The 15,217-nt window shown below is 37.0% G+C and carries 12 protein-coding genes; all 12 read left to right on the forward strand.

All coding sequences use genetic code 11. The annotated features are described in order from the left end of the window. Positions 1–9: 9 nt before the first annotated feature. On the forward strand, positions 10–2,298 hold the full coding sequence (locus tag ACN9MR_RS09060; protein WP_426329318.1) for a GumC family protein: 2,289 nt from the start codon (positions 10–12) through the stop codon (positions 2,296–2,298). A 416-nt stretch (positions 2,299–2,714) separates the two neighbouring features. Further along, a complete protein-coding gene (locus ACN9MR_RS09065) occupies positions 2,715–3,263 on the forward strand; it encodes a UpxY family transcription antiterminator (RefSeq protein WP_426329320.1) in 549 nt (182 codons plus the stop codon). Further along, entirely contained in the window at positions 3,256–4,554 is a 1,299-nt protein-coding gene (locus tag ACN9MR_RS09070) for a nucleotide sugar dehydrogenase (protein ID WP_426329322.1), read from the forward strand. The genes ACN9MR_RS09065 and ACN9MR_RS09070 overlap by 8 nt, the downstream gene beginning before the upstream one ends. Positions 4,555–4,558: 4 nt before the next feature. Continuing rightward, complete coding sequence (locus tag ACN9MR_RS09075; RefSeq protein WP_426329324.1) at positions 4,559–6,001, forward strand: lipopolysaccharide biosynthesis protein; 1,443 nt, start codon at positions 4,559–4,561, stop codon at positions 5,999–6,001. After that, positions 5,998–7,155, forward strand: a complete 1,158-nt coding sequence (locus ACN9MR_RS09080; protein WP_426329326.1) for a DegT/DnrJ/EryC1/StrS family aminotransferase — start codon at positions 5,998–6,000, stop codon at positions 7,153–7,155. Before ACN9MR_RS09075 ends, ACN9MR_RS09080 begins: the two co-directional genes overlap by 4 nt. Before the next feature lie 14 nt (positions 7,156–7,169). Beyond that, complete coding sequence (locus ACN9MR_RS09085) at positions 7,170–8,039, forward strand: glycosyltransferase (protein WP_426329328.1); 870 nt, start codon at positions 7,170–7,172, stop codon at positions 8,037–8,039. Between the two features lie 5 nt (positions 8,040–8,044). After that, positions 8,045–9,139 carry a glycosyltransferase family 4 protein gene (locus tag ACN9MR_RS09090; protein ID WP_426329330.1) on the forward strand — a complete coding sequence of 365 codons (1,095 nt, stop codon included), beginning with the start codon at positions 8,045–8,047 and terminating at the stop codon, positions 9,137–9,139. Next, positions 9,136–10,353 carry a hypothetical protein gene (locus tag ACN9MR_RS09095; protein WP_426329332.1) on the forward strand — a complete coding sequence of 406 codons (1,218 nt, stop codon included), beginning with the start codon at positions 9,136–9,138 and terminating at the stop codon, positions 10,351–10,353. The genes ACN9MR_RS09090 and ACN9MR_RS09095 overlap by 4 nt, the downstream gene beginning before the upstream one ends. A 19-nt stretch (positions 10,354–10,372) precedes the next feature. Beyond that, positions 10,373–11,647, forward strand: a complete 1,275-nt coding sequence (locus ACN9MR_RS09100; RefSeq protein WP_426329334.1) for a DegT/DnrJ/EryC1/StrS family aminotransferase — start codon at positions 10,373–10,375, stop codon at positions 11,645–11,647. Beyond that, entirely contained in the window at positions 11,644–12,246 is a 603-nt protein-coding gene (locus ACN9MR_RS09105; protein ID WP_426329336.1) for a sugar transferase, read from the forward strand. Before ACN9MR_RS09100 ends, ACN9MR_RS09105 begins: the two co-directional genes overlap by 4 nt. Before the next feature lie 6 nt (positions 12,247–12,252). After that, complete coding sequence (locus tag ACN9MR_RS09110; RefSeq protein WP_426329338.1) at positions 12,253–13,353, forward strand: glycosyltransferase; 1,101 nt, start codon at positions 12,253–12,255, stop codon at positions 13,351–13,353. A gap of 20 nt (positions 13,354–13,373) precedes the next feature. After that, complete coding sequence (asnB, locus tag ACN9MR_RS09115) at positions 13,374–15,215, forward strand: asparagine synthase (glutamine-hydrolyzing) (protein WP_426329340.1); 1,842 nt, start codon at positions 13,374–13,376, stop codon at positions 15,213–15,215. The last annotated feature ends 2 nt before the right edge of the window (positions 15,216–15,217 follow it).

A 15,217-nucleotide genomic window follows, 5' to 3' on the forward strand; every position in this document is an offset into this window, starting at 1 on the left:
CATTATATCATGCTTAAACAAAGTACAAATGGTGGCGCAAAAGATTTTGCAGAAACTATGACAAGATTTGCCAGAAACTGGCACTATTTCTTAATCAGTATCATTATTTCTATGGCTGCCGTATATGCTTTTATATACGTTACCCCACCAAAATATAAAGTGAGCAGCACGCTTTTAATCTCTGATGATAAAAATGGTGCAGCAATGTCTAATAGTACCGCTTTCAGTGATCTTAACATGTTTCAAACGGTTAAAACGGTTGATAATGAAATTGAGATCTTACGGTCGAGAGATTTGATTTTTAAAGTATTGAAGAAACTAAACCTAGAAACTGCTTACTTTAAAAAAGAGGGGATTAGAGAAAAAGAGCTTTATGGAAAAACTTCGCCGCTTGTAGTTACCGCTATCAGTTTAAAAAATGGTGCTTACGGAAGAAAAATTAACGTTTCTTATCTGGATGAAATCTCTTACATCATTCAGGATAGCCTAAAGACCAATATTGTAAAGTATGGCGATACCATTAATACGAAAGACTACGCAATTAAAATAGATAAGGGCCCAGCATATAAAACCGAATTTGGCAAAATTAGGCTTCAGTTTAAAAATTTATATAAAATGACAGAGGCTTATAACCTGGTTTCATTAAAAATAGTTCCGGTTGTTAAAGACGCCAATACCATTACCATTAGTTTGAACGATGTGGTCCCTCAGCGGGGAATCGATATTCTTAACGATCTGATCGAAACTTATAACATCAATAACGTTAATAATAAAAATACCATTGCCCGTAATACCATTAAATTTATCGATAATCGCCTAAAATATCTGGTTGCAGATCTTACTGGTACTGAAGAGGATGTAGAAAACTACAAACAACAAAACCGTGTTACCGATGTTAATATGGATGCGCAGATGAATGCTGCACGCTCAGGAGAGTATAATCAGTTACTGGAAACATCATCTGTACAACTGAGGATATTACGGTCAATCGAAAATTATTTCAAAGGTAAACAAAGTCAGTTTAACCTGGCTCCAAGTGCAATGGGCTTAAAAGATCCGATTTTGAATTCATTGATTTCAAAATTTAACGATTTCCAACTGGAAAGAAATAGGATGCTGCGTACCGCTAATGCAGAAAATCCTTTGGTGCTAAACCTCAACGAACAAATAGCAAGCTTAAAAACTAATATCCTGGAAAACCTGTCAAGTATTAAACAAGGTTTTGTTATTGAAAGAAATAATCTGAGTGCCAACTACTCTCAATTCGACAATAAAATTAAATCCGTACCTACTATAGAGCGTGGCTTATTAGAAAGAAGCCGTGAACAAAGCGTAAAATCGGGGTTGTATAAATATTTGCTGCAAAAAAGAGAGGAAACTGCTTTATCACTTTCTGCTACCGTACCAACTTCCCAAGTGGTAGATAAACCGGCCTACAATACTATACCCAATAGTCCTAAACAACCACTTTTATATCTGTGTGGATTCATTTTTGGCTTTTTTGTACCAGCTGGAGTAATTTATGCCAAAGGATTTTTTAATAATAAGGTACAGGATGCCAGCACTATTGAGCTAACCGGTGCCAAAATGCTTGGTGAACTTTCTCATAACCTGGATAAAAGCACCATCGTTTTTCAAAAAGACAACCGTTCTACAATATCAGAGCTGTTTAGGTACATCAGAATGAATTTAGGACTGATGTCTAACAATATCGAAAATAAAGTAATGCTGGTTACCTCTAGTATGAAAGGAGAGGGTAAAACATTCTTTAGCGTAAATCTGGCTACTACCTTAGGTATGCTTGATAAAAAAGTTGTTGTACTGGAGTTCGATCTAAGAAAGCCTGACCTCTTGAATAAAGTTGGTTTAAAGCAAACTAAGGGATTAACCGACTATTTAATTGGTGAGTCTGTGTTAGATGATATTATTAAACCTACCAGTGTTTCAGATAATATATGGGTTATTGGATGTGGCCAATCACCTGAAAATCCTGCAGAAGTAATGATGAGCCCTAAAATGGATCTATTGTTTGATGAACTAAAAGAGAGGTTCGATTATATCATTATTGATACTTCGCCGGTTGGCCAGGTGGCTGATGCCTTTAGCTTGGCAGAATATGCCGATGTAAGTATTTACCTGGTGCGTTATAACTACACCAACAAATACCAGTTGGCCATACTGAAAGATATTTGTGAAAACAATAAGCTTAAAAATCCGATGGTTGTTTTTAACGATGCCAAACGGGAGAAAAGCCAAAAATACAGCTATGGTGGTTACGGTTATGCCATGGCAAACTAAATCTACCATGTTTTAAAAGAGAATACCAATGCCCTTTACCAATAAACGTCCCCAAACGATTTAATTCTGTTTACAAACGATAAAGCCCTGATGCCTAAACTTAGTATCATTTAAGCATTAGCACCTTGTAAACAATTCTTAATTAGATTGCCCGTTTGCCCAAAAAGCAAAATAATATTTAAAAATAAAACAGTCATGTAAGTGATATAGCGAAGCTGTATCCGGTGAGCAAACAAATTTAGAATAGTGTTTAAACAGGTTAACTGTGTAAAGCGGTTAATTGGTTAATCGGAAATACTAATTAAAATTAACCGGTTTCTACAATTAAAACAATTAACCAATAATAGTCATGTAAGTGATATAGCGAAGCTGTATCAAAATCGCCTAAAAAACAAACTATAACTCATCAAAAAAAAATGGAATCTATAATTAACATCAAGCCCTCGTTCGCAAAAAAATGGTTTGTGATCTATACCCGTCCACGTTGGGAGAAAAAAGTTGACCGTTTGCTGCAAGAGCAAGGTTTTGAATCTTTTTGCCCTGTTCGTAATGTAGAAAATCAATGGGCCGATAGAAAGAAAATAGTTAGCCTGCCGCTTTTTACCGGATATGTATTTGTGAAAATAGATGAGCGTGAAGGTTACAAAATCAGGTATACACTCGGTGTTTTAAACTTTATTAATTACATGGGCAAGCCTGCAGTAGTTAGGGATAGTGAGATTGAAAAGTTGAAACACATTATGGGTACCTACAATGATGTAGATGTGGTGAGTTTAACCGGTGTTTCGAAAGGAGACCGTGTTCGGATCAGTAATGGTCTCTTCCATAATCAGGAAGGAGAGGTGATCCAGATTCAAGGCAAACATGTTTTAATGTCCTTCGATCATTTAGACTGCGCTTTAGTTACCAGAGTGCCAATAAGTAACTTAACATTAACTGTAAATACACAACAACATTATGTATAACGCTGAAGATAATCTGAAAATGACGGTAATTGGCCTTGGTTATGTTGGCTTGCCGTTGGCAGTAGAATTTGCAAAAAAATACAAGGTATTTGGCTTTGATATTAACCAGAGCAGGATAGCAGAATTAAAAGCCGGATACGACAACACACTGGAAGTTAATGAATCCGAATTGAATGAGGTTTTAACATTTGAATGCACAACTTTAAAAGGCCTGTACTGTACCAATGAAATCGAAAAATTACGCAGCTCATCGGTTTACATTGTTACAGTGCCAACGCCTGTTGATAAAAACAACAGGCCGGATTTATCACCTTTAATTAAAGCGAGTGCAGTTGTGGCTAAAGTTTTAAAGAAGGGAGATATAGTGGTTTATGAATCAACAGTATATCCTGGTGTAACTGAAGACGAATGTGTGCCCATTTTAGAAAAAGGATCTGGTTTGGTTTTCAATAAAGATTTTTTTGCTGGTTATTCTCCAGAACGCATTAATCCTGGAGATAAACAACATACCGTTGCCAATATCTTAAAAATCACATCAGGTTCTACTCCCGAAGCTGCCGAAAAAATAGATGCACTGTACCGTTCGGTAATTACTGCCGGAACTTATAAAGCTTCGTCTATTAAAGTGGCCGAAGCAGCTAAAGTGATTGAAAACGCCCAGCGAGATATCAATATTGCTTTTGTAAATGAACTGGCTATGATTTTTAATCAGATCGGCATCGATACTTCTGAGGTTTTAGCAGCAGCCGGAACCAAATGGAATTTCCTGAATTTCAAACCAGGCTTGGTTGGTGGGCATTGTATTGGCGTAGATCCATATTATTTGGCGCAAAAAGCACAGGAAGCTGGTTATCACCCTGAAATTATTTTAGCCGGACGACGTGTAAACGATGGGATGGGTAAATATGTGGCTGATCAGGTCATCAAAAAAATGATCGCTAAAAACATTCACATTGTGGGGGCAGAAGTGCTGGTGTTAGGTTTTACGTTTAAAGAAAACTGTCCTGACGTGCGAAATACCAAAGTTATTGATATTGTAAAGCGATTGGAAGAATACAAAGTTAAAGTAACCATTCACGATCCTTGGGCAAATGCCGATCAGGCCAGGCATAATTATGGCATTATCTGCGAAAATGGTTCATCAAAAACCAGAAAGTACGATGGGATTATACTGGCAGTAGCGCACGAAGCTTTTAATGATTTAAATATCACAGCATTGCGTAAACCGGAATGCGTGGTGTATGATATAAAAGCCGTATTACCACAATCTATAGAAACGGTTCGATTGTAAAGTCATGAGTTTAACATATAAAGCGCGATCGGGCATTATATGGTCGATTGGACAGCAGTTTGGTGTTAAATTCATAAACCTGTTCGTTACCGTCATATTGGCTCGCTTATTAAGCCCAGCAGAATTTGGCTTAATCGCAATGCTCTCTATTTTTATCGCTGTTGGCAATTCGTTAATGGATAGTGGCTTAACATCGTCACTCATCCGCACAAGAACTGCAGGGCAGAAGGATTTTTCTACCATATTTTTTTTTAACCTGTTTGGAAGCATCATTGTATATGTTGTTTTATTCTTTGCAGCACCGCTAATAGCTGGTTTTTACAGGCAGCCAACACTTACCAATATTGTTAGGGTTTACGGATTAACCTTTTTGATAAACGCCTTTTTTAGTATTCAGAGTACTTTATTAACTAAGGAAATGAAATTTAAACTGCAAACGGTAATTCAAATACCTGCAGTAATACTGGGCGGTTGTTTAGGTATTTACCTGGCAAAAAACGGTTATGGAACCTGGAGTTTGGTTTGGATGAGTTTGCTGAGTGCGAGTGTTTCTACCGTATTGCATTGGTTTTACTCAGATTGGCGACCACGACTGATTTTTAATAAAAAAAGTTTCAGAAAGCATTTTCATTTTGGCTACAAGATGACGCTTTCTGGTCTGCTGGACACCATTTATCAAAATTTATATACCGTTATTATAGGCCGATTTTACGCGGCAGCCCAATTGGGCTTTTACGCCAGGGCAGATAGTTTAAGTCAGTTGCCTATCGGGATTATTTCTACTGCGATCAATAAAGTTACCTATCCCATGTTTTCGAACATCAGCAATGATGATGTAAAACTCAAAATGGTATACCGAAGGTTAATGCAGCAGGTTTTATTCTGGAACGCACCCATTCTGGTATTTTTAGCGCTCATTGCACAACCTCTGATTTCGCTGCTTTTAACCGATAAATGGTTGCCTTCAGTGCCATATTTTCAAATTTTATGTATTGCGGGTATTCTGTACCCATTGCACGCATACAACTTAAATATCTTAAAGGTTAAAGGCCATAGCGGGCAGTTTTTGAAATTAGAAATTATAAAAAAGGTACTAAGCGTAATCGGGATTATCTGTGTAATTCCTTTTGGGATAATGGGGCTTTTATATTATCAGCTCTTTTTTACTCTTTTCGCCTATTATATCAATTCGATATATAGTGGAAAATTAATCAATTACCCAATTAAAGAACAGCTTCATGATATAGTACCTATTTTAATGTTATCCAGTCTGTTAGGTATAGCTTGTTATTACCTTGATGCCTGGTGTTTAACACATTATCACATCAACAATATTTTGCGTATCGCTGGCATAAGCATCATCTATGGCAGTTTTTACCTTGGCATAAGTAGCAGTATCAAACTCGCTGCACTCCTTGATTTTAAACAATTAATCCTCAAACAATGATACCTGTAACCAAACCCTTTTTGCCTAAACAGGCAGATTTTAAAAGCTATGTAAGTAGCATTTGGGCCAGACAGTGGCTCACTAATAATGGTCCTTTGGTAAATGAATTGGAGTTAAAGTTGCAACAATACTTAGATCTACCTCATTTATTATATGTTACCAATGGCACAATTGCTTTGCAACTGGCTATTCAGGCTTTAGATGTGAAAGGTGAAATTATTACCACACCGTTTTCTTTCGTGGCTACTACCAGCAGCATTGTTTGGCAGGGCTGTAAACCCGTTTTTGTGGATATTAATGAGGATACGCTGAATATAGATCCCAATAAAATTGAGGCCGCTATTACGCCAAACACGACAGCCATTTTGGCTACTCACGTTTTTGGAAATCCTTGCGATGTCGAAGCGATAGACCGGATTGCTAAGAAACACCAGCTAAAGGTGATTTATGATGCCGCTCATTGTTTTGGTACAAAATATAAGGGTAAATCTATCTTCGCTTATGGCGATGTAAGCACAACAAGCTTCCATGCCACTAAACTCTTCCATACGATTGAAGGTGGGGCAGTTTTTACTCAAAACCCTGAAATTTTAAAGAAGATGGCACTGATGCGTAATTTCGGTTACAGTGGGGTAGATACTTTTTCAGAGATCGGAACCAATGCTAAAAACTCCGAGTTTCACGCCGCTATGGGCCTTTGCAATTTAAAACATATCGATCAGATTTTAAGTAAACGCAAAGAGCTATCGCAGCATTACGAAATGCGCCTGAATAAAATTGAGGCCCAGTTTCAGGTTATTCAAGTCGATACGGAATTTAATTATGCATACTATCCTGTGATATTCCGATCCGAAGAAGTAATGCTTGATTGCATGAAACAGCTAGAGCTTGTTCAGGTGTATTGCAGGCGGTACTTCTATCCATCCTTATCGGCCTTGCCATATATAGATAAAATAAATATGCCCATTTGCGATTCTATTTCGAAACGCATCATGTGTTTGCCACTTTATCATACGTTAACCAGCGCAGATCAGGATTTAGTAGTAAGGATCATTTTAAGAACACAGAATTACCGTAAAAAACAAGTGCTTAAACTGGCCGATTATGGTACCATGGTTAATGGGAGCATTGGCATGGTAGTTAATGGCAATTAAAAGCGTCATTTATTATGAAAGAAGATAATAATGAAGTGATGGTTAGCATTTTTTGCATCACTTATAACCATAGTAAATTTATTGCTAAAGCGCTAGATGGTTTTCTAATGCAGAAATGCAATTTTAAAACAGAAATTATCATCGGGGATGATTGTTCTACCGATGGGACGACAGAAATTATTGATGAATATGTTGCCAAACATCCCGGTAAAATTAAGCGTTTAAAAGCGCCAAAGAATATCGGTGCTACACAAAACGTAATTCGGGTTGCATTAGAAACTAAAGGTAAATACGTAGCCACATGCGATGGCGACGATTATTGGTTAGACCCATATAAACTGCAGAAACAGGTAGATTTTTTAGAAAATAATCCAGAATATGTCATGTGCTGCCATTATACACGTGAAATAAATTTTGATGATACTGAGCTGTTTTATATGGATTTTAATCCTGTTCCATTGCAGTATAGCTTTAGCGATCTGATTGTAAACAGGCAGGTAGAAACCTGTACCGCAACTATTGTTTACCGCAACATTGAAGCCATTAAAAATCTTTATAAAAACGATTGGTTTTTAAAGTGCCATGCCTGCGATAAACTGTTGAAACTCTATTGCACCTGGGTAACCGGTAAAAAAATATACGTTTTACCCGAAGTAATGAGTTGCTACAGGCGTCACCCCGGAGGTATTTGGAGCCCGGTTGCTTATATTCCATTAAAGAAGATGCAACTGAGCGATTTCTATATCATCATTAAAATTTTCACCTATACTGGTTTACAAAAAGTTAAACTTTTGAACTTCTACCTCAGAAAATACTTCCTCTTCGAAGTGAAATATAAAACCTTTGGAAACGCTTTCCAGACCATTAAAACCATTGTAAATTAATTCGAATGACTACTAAATTATGCTTCGTAATCAACAGTTTAGAAGGTGGCGGAGCTGAGCGGGTAATTAGTAATCTGGCTAATCATTTTAGTGATAAAAGATGCAGTGTTACAATGATTTGCCTTAATACAGCTCAAGTTAAATATCAGATTAATAAACAGATTAAATTTGTAAATCTGGTAGAAAGAAAAGATAGTCAGAATCTCTTAAATAGGATTAGGTATGCTTACTTAACTTTTTACAGATTGCTATCTCTGTTAAAGAAAGAAAAACCAGACTGTACCATTTGTTTTATGACATCGGCGAACGTGTGGGCAGGTTTATGTTGTATGATTTTAGGTTTGCCTTATCTGGTTTCTGAAAGAACTGCCCTAAATAGTACCATACAACAATACAACAAATTACTACAGTGGTTCATATTTCATATTTACAGAAAATCAAAAGCCATTGTGCTACCAGCTTTTGGAATGTTTAAAGGATTTAAAAGGATTAAGCAATTCGAAAAACTGAATAATTTTGAAACCATCCACAATCCGATCAATCAGTTTGTAAAACCCAATAAAGATACCGTAAACGATAAAGCATTTATACTTTCTGTTGGAAGATTAAGTCGCGAAAAAGGTTTTGATTTGCTTATTGATGCTTATAGTCATTTACGTGCGCCCGATGTTGATCTTTTAATCTCTGGTGAAGGACCTGAAAGAGAAAACCTCCAAAAGCAGATTACGGATTTAAATTTAACGGGTAAAGTTAAATTGATCGGCTTTAAATCGAACCTGCAAGATTATTATGCGCAGGCAGAGGTTTTTGTGCTCTCATCCAGAAATGAAGGTTATCCGAATGTACTGGTAGAAGCCATGGGAATGGGCTGTGCCTGTGTGGCAATGGATTGTGAGTTTGGCCCTTCAGAGATTATCGAACATGGAATTAACGGACTTCTGGTTGCTAAAGAAGATATAGTAGGACTTTCATTGTCAATTGATAAAATACTTAATAACAGAAACTTAAGAAGTAAATTTTCAGCAAAAGCAAAATCAATCAATAGAACAAATTCTATTGAACTCATTTCTGCCAATTGGGAGCAACTCATCATGTCATGATTAAAAAAATAATGTTTCTCTTTTTGTTGTTTGCCTATGTTTATGCAACAACATTCAACATCTTCATGACTGGAGTTTTCAGAATTCCGGCACCAATAGTTTTCCTGGTGCCGTTAATCTATTTCTATAGAACAGAAGAAACAGGTTTTCTATATGGCAAAGAATTATTTGTTTTCTTTATTGCCGCCCTGTTTTTTTATCTCATAGGTCAGGCAGATGTTACTGGTTTTTTTGCCTTATTAATTGTTGCCGCTTGCTTTGCCTTGTTGTTCAATTATGTTATCGGTACGAATTTAAAGCGGATGAATATCGCAGTTGGATTTTTCTTTGGTGTATTGCTGCTTTCCGGAATCATCATGTTTATCGATCACCAGTATAATATGGCGGCTATTCGTTCGCTTTTGGTACAGGAAGACGTATTGCAGGCACCAGCAGGTATATCGACTACTATTTTTACTTTCGGCTACCAGATGGCTGCTTTAACACCATTTTTAGTGATTAATGCGATACTGTTTAAAAGAAGCTGGCTAATTAACCTTCTTTTATTTGGGTTGTCGCTCTCTCTTATCTTCTTCGGTATGCAAAGGTCGGTTTTGGTCGCTTTTGCAGTTGTAACAGGATTATTTTTTTTAAGCTATTATAAAGCCAAATCCATTTTAATATTCGGAATGTTTTGCGCTGTATTTTTTATCGCGCAAAGTTCAATTGAACAATTTTCTGAGGGGAAAAAACAACAGAATATTTTAAATAAAAGTGCCGAAAATGCAAAAGGTAAAGAAGAGCGCGGCGATTTAATGGGAGAAAACATTCAAATTATAACCGAATATCCTTTTGGGCTATTGTTTTATGGGAAAACCTGGAACGATGTAGTGCAACACAATTTTGTTTACAAAAAAGGCCCCATCGTAATTACATCCCATAATGCCTATTTAATGTTTATTACTTATTTGGGGCCTTTACTGGGGGTTATTTTACTTATTTTATTATATCGAAAGGTAGGGAAGATCATTTTTTATGCCTTTCTGCATATCAAGGATAAGAAAAATGCGCTGTTAATCTGTTTAAGCTGTTCTTTTCTGGCCATATCCATCAATTCATTTTTTCATAACGAATGGCTTCTGGCAACGAGTGGTCCAACATTGTTCCTCTATTTTGCCATTCTACAACTCTCAAAAATCAAAATGGAAGATCCCATTTTGGTTGAATACAATTAACACAATTAAATTGAAGAATATGAATATCCCATTCTCTCCGCCCTTTATCGATCAATCTGTTGTTGATCAGGTATTAGAAACACTTAACGACAAATGGATTACCACAGGGCCAAAAGTAAAAGCCCTTGAATATGAAATTAAAGCGGTTACTGGAACTGATGAGGTGATTTGTGTAAACTCCTGGACATCGGGCGCTATTTTAATGTTAAAATGGTTTGGTATTAAAGCCGGCGACGAAGTAATTGTGCCTGCATATACCTATAGTGCCACGGCGTTAGCTGTGCTTCATTGCGGTGCAACTCCGGTTATGGTTGATGTGCTTGATGATTTTAATATCGATCCTGAAAAGGTTCAAGCGGCAATTACTTCAAAAACCAAAGCTATAATTGGGGTAGATATTGCTGGCTGGCCGTGTGATTATACTGCTTTAAAAGAATTGATTAACCGTGCTGATATTAAGAAAAAATTTAAATGTCAGTCAGATAAACAATCCTTGCTTAAAAGGATATTACTGATTGCGGATGCTGCCCATTCAATAGGCAGTTTATATTACGATAAACCAGCTGCACAGATGTGCGATGTAACAATATTTTCGTTCCATGCCGTTAAAAATATAACGACAGCCGAAGGAGGTGCAATCTGCTTAAATCTTCCAGGTGCATTTGATCCTCAGGAAGAATACAGCTACTTAAAAATGTATACGCTTAATGGTCAGAACAAAGATGCACTTTCTAAATCAAGAGGTGCTGGCTGGCGGTACGATATCCTGTTTCAGGGACTAAAGATCAATATGCCTGATATCTGCGCTGCAATTGGTTTAGCACAGATCAGGAAATATAATCAGGATCTTTTACCTCAGCGTAAGAAAATTGCCCGGCAATATTGTGAGGGTTTCCAGCACGAAGACTGGTTTATTGCCCCACCTTTAGTGAGTACGCAGCGCGAATCCTGTTACCATCTTTTCCCCTTGAGGGTTAAAGGTTTAACCGAGATGCAGCGGGATCAGATCATTGAAGACCTGGCATCTTTGGGGATTGCGAGCAATGTTCATTTTATCCCGATGCCAATGCTTACGCTCTTTAAAAACCTGGGTTATAAAATTGAAGATTATCCCGTGGCCTATCAGAATTATGCCTGTGAGATTTCTCTCCCAATTTATCCGCAATTAACGGATACAGAAGTAGAATTTATCATCACGTCGGTAATCAGTTGTGTGCATATTCAATTAAATAGCAATTTAGAAATTGAAGAAGGTGGCTTTTCAGGACATAAACAAATGGCAGTAGCATCATGAAAATAAATAAGAAAAGAATATTCGATGTGGTATTTGCAATTCTGTGTTTAGTATTGTTCAGCCCGCTTTTAATTCTGATTGCCATCCTAATCAAGCTCAACTCGAGAGGTCCTGTTATTTTTAAACAGATCAGAGTTGGACGGAATATGAAAGATTTTCATTTGGTGAAATTTCGGACCATGTATGTAACACAGAGCAACAATAGCTTGCTCACCATCGGGAACAGAGATAATCGCATTACAAGAATAGGTTACTGGTTGCGGAAATACAAGTTAGATGAATTGCCCCAGTTATTAAATGTTTTGAAAGGGCAGATGAGTTTTGTTGGACCAAGGCCAGAAGTTAGGAAATACGTAAATCTTTACAATGAAGAACAACGTTACGTTTTATCCGTTAAACCGGGTATTACCGATTGGGCATCGGTTGAGTTTTGCAATGAAAATGAGCTACTAAAACATGCCGAAGATCCTGAAACTTATTATATAGAAAGGATTATCCCCGCAAAAATTAAACAGAACATGAGGTATATCCATCATAACGATATCCTAACCGATTTCAAAATTATTTGGTTAACGATTAATAGGATTGTCATCAACTAAAATAATATGTACGCTCCACAAAAAACTATTAAAGAAGAAGTTAAGCTTAGAAAGAAAGTTTTCTTTATACTCAGCTCGTTAACTTCAGGTGGCTCAGAACGGGTGTTCTGGAATTTGGCCCAGGGATTTAACAAAGATAAGTTTGATGTTACCATTGTGATTCTGGATTCTACCGTGAATTGTTTCTCGATGGATTTAGATGGTGTACGTTTTATCGATTTAAAAACCAAAAAAGCTTCCAAATCCTTTTTTGCACTTTACAACGTGTTAAAAAAAGAAGAACCTTATGCGGTTTTTTCTACTACCGATCACATCAATATTTTAGTCTCACTAGTTGGCCGGTTTTTAAAAATTCCGATGCTTATTGCAAGGGCCTCCAATATTCCGCACGAACAAAGATTGTTTGAAGGATTTAAGTCGAGGTTTTACGAGTTTTTTGCCAGCGCAAGTTATCAGGGTTACAAACAGATTGTTTGCCAGTCAGAAGAAATGAAACAATCATTGATTGCTACTTATAATGTTAATCAAGAACTGATTAAGGTAATTGCCAATCCGGTATTGAAAACTAATAAGTTAAAGGAGGTGAAAACACCTGATAAAATTTATAAATTATTAGTTGTAGCCCGTTTTGCACTAGAAAAAGGTTTAGAACGACTGGTAGATATTATGGCGCATCTGCCCGAAAATTATCATCTCGATTTCGTGGGAACAGGAGTGCTGAAAGATCAGATTAGCACCAAAATTAAGAACCTTCAGCTCGACCACAGACTTAAAATTTTAGGAGAGATTAAAAACATCCATGAGGTTATGGTTCAGCATGATTTAATGGTGCTGAGTTCTTATACAGAAGGTTTTCCGAATGTGGTTTTAGAAGCACTTACCGTAGGCTTGCCAGTGGTAACCTTTAAGGTGAGCGGAATCCCGGGGTTAATTATTGATGGCTTTAATGGTTTTGTTTTAGAACAGGATGATTTGGCAGGCTTTAGGCGGCGAATTATCCAGGCCTGCACCCAAGGCCAATGGAACCCAGTTGAGATTAGGAGAAATGTATACCAGAAATGCGCGCTTGATAAAATCAGCGCTCAATATGAAGAATTAATCAGTTAAAAATCTAAAATTTTATCGCTATGTGTGGAATATACGGCACAACCATACCTTACTCAAACGGAACTATCCGTGAGAAAATGGCAAGAATCAGTTTTCGGGGACCAGATTATACAGGCGTTCAACGTTACGATCAGGTTATTTTTGCACACAATAGATTGGCAATTATCGATCTGGATGCACGCTCCAATCAGCCGTTTTCGTATATGCACCTCCATATTGTTTTTAACGGAGAAATATACAATTATAAAGACATTAGAAAAGATATGGAACGGAAAAATTACCAGTTTAACACCAGTTCCGATACTGAAGTAATATGTGCCGCTTATCTCGAATATGGTGCAGATTGTTTAACGCGCTTTAACGGGATGTTTGCTTTTGTGATTTACGACACCCATAAGAACGAGCTGTTTGGTGCCAGAGATCGCTTTGGCAAAAAACCTTTTTACTATGCGCACGATCATCTATCGTTCGAATTTGCAAGTCAACCCTCACAAATCAACATAGATCGGGATCTAAGTGTTAACGAAAAAGCTATTAGCGAATATTTAATTTGGGGTTATGTGCCAGAGCCTCAGTCTATTTATGCAGAGGTGAAACAGTTGCCTGCAGCTAACTATTTTAAATACGATCTTAAATCCCATAAGATTAAAATTACCGAATACTGGACTTTAGATTATGGCTGGAAGAACAAATTTGATGGAAGTTATGAAGAAGCTAAAGAAGCTCTAGCGCTTATTTTGGCCGATGCGGTTAAAATCAGGATGAATGCAGATGTACCATTGGGCGTATTTTTATCAGGAGGTATAGATTCTTCCTTAATTGCTGCTTTGGCCACAAAAGAAATCGACCATGTTAAAACGTTCTCTATAAAATTTAATGAAAAAGGTTTCGATGAAAGTGCTTATGCCAGTCAGGTTGCTAAACACCTAGGTACCGATCATTATACCATTGAGTGTAATTACAATGATGGTATTGAATTGATTGAAAACTTTAACCGTTTTTACGACGAGCCTTTTGCCGATTCGAGTGCTATACCTACCATGTTGCTCAGTAAAAATACCAGGAAACATGTAACTGTTGCATTAAGTGGCGATGCTGGCGACGAAGCTTTTTTAGGGTACCACCGTTACAAATGGATTAAACAGGTAAACGGTCTGTTCTATGCACCACATGGCATTCGAAAAGCATTGGCAGGCTTAATTAATCAATCGCCGAGCTATCGCCATAAATTAATTGCCATGGGCATTTCTATGGAAGACGTAGAAAAATTATATGTAAAGATGTTTGGCAACATGGAAAACTCATGGGTAAAACAACCCGATCTGGCCAAGTATAATCCATTGATGCATATTTTAACCAATCCAGCTAAACCTTTATTAGAACGGATTTCTGATTTTGATATTAAAACCTATCTAAATGGCGATATCAATACGAAAGTAGACCGTGCTTCAATGGCCTTTTCGCTTGAATCGCGTTCTCCTTTAATGGATTATCGGGTAATTGAGTTTTCTAGAAGCCTGCCAACAGCATTTAAATACGCCAATGGAAACCAAAAACGGATATTAAAAGATTTATTGTTCGATCGCGTTCCTGCGCATATGTTCGATAGGCCAAAAGCTGGCTTTACCATGCCTTTTCAGCACTGGTTCAGAAATGAATTAAAAGATTATGTGATGGATAATTTATCGGCTGATAATTTGAAAAATATTCCAGGTATCCACGTAAAAAGAACACAAGAAATTATCAATGAACATATGACTGGAAAGTGGAACAGGTATCCACAGATCTGGAAATTGCTGGTGCTCTCTCAATGGTTAATTAAAAATAAATCGACTGCAGATAAAGTTTCATTAGTAGCATAATA

The organism is Pedobacter sp. R-06, from assembly GCF_049913135.1.
In the GTDB taxonomy this organism is placed as follows: Bacteria; Bacteroidota; Bacteroidia; order Sphingobacteriales; family Sphingobacteriaceae; genus Pedobacter.

Bases quoted from the DNA above. Each gene is read 5' to 3' on its own strand.
- ACN9MR_RS09060 (WP_426329318.1), top strand. From the start codon at position 10: ATGCTTAAACAAAGTACAAATGGTGGCGCAAAAGATTTTGCAGAAACT.
- ACN9MR_RS09065 (WP_426329320.1), top strand. From the start codon at position 2,715: ATGGAATCTATAATTAACATCAAGCCCTCGTTCGCAAAAAAATGGTTT.
- ACN9MR_RS09070 (WP_426329322.1), top strand. From the start codon at position 3,256: ATGTATAACGCTGAAGATAATCTGAAAATGACGGTAATTGGCCTTGGT.
- ACN9MR_RS09075 (WP_426329324.1), top strand. From the start codon at position 4,559: ATGAGTTTAACATATAAAGCGCGATCGGGCATTATATGGTCGATTGGA.
- ACN9MR_RS09080 (WP_426329326.1), top strand. From the start codon at position 5,998: ATGATACCTGTAACCAAACCCTTTTTGCCTAAACAGGCAGATTTTAAA.
- ACN9MR_RS09085 (WP_426329328.1), top strand. From the start codon at position 7,170: ATGAAAGAAGATAATAATGAAGTGATGGTTAGCATTTTTTGCATCACT.
- ACN9MR_RS09090 (WP_426329330.1), top strand. From the start codon at position 8,045: ATGACTACTAAATTATGCTTCGTAATCAACAGTTTAGAAGGTGGCGGA.
- ACN9MR_RS09095 (WP_426329332.1), top strand. From the start codon at position 9,136: ATGATTAAAAAAATAATGTTTCTCTTTTTGTTGTTTGCCTATGTTTAT.
- ACN9MR_RS09100 (WP_426329334.1), top strand. From the start codon at position 10,373: ATGAATATCCCATTCTCTCCGCCCTTTATCGATCAATCTGTTGTTGAT.
- ACN9MR_RS09105 (WP_426329336.1), top strand. From the start codon at position 11,644: ATGAAAATAAATAAGAAAAGAATATTCGATGTGGTATTTGCAATTCTG.
- ACN9MR_RS09110 (WP_426329338.1), top strand. From the start codon at position 12,253: ATGTACGCTCCACAAAAAACTATTAAAGAAGAAGTTAAGCTTAGAAAG.
- asnB (WP_426329340.1), top strand. From the start codon at position 13,374: ATGTGTGGAATATACGGCACAACCATACCTTACTCAAACGGAACTATC.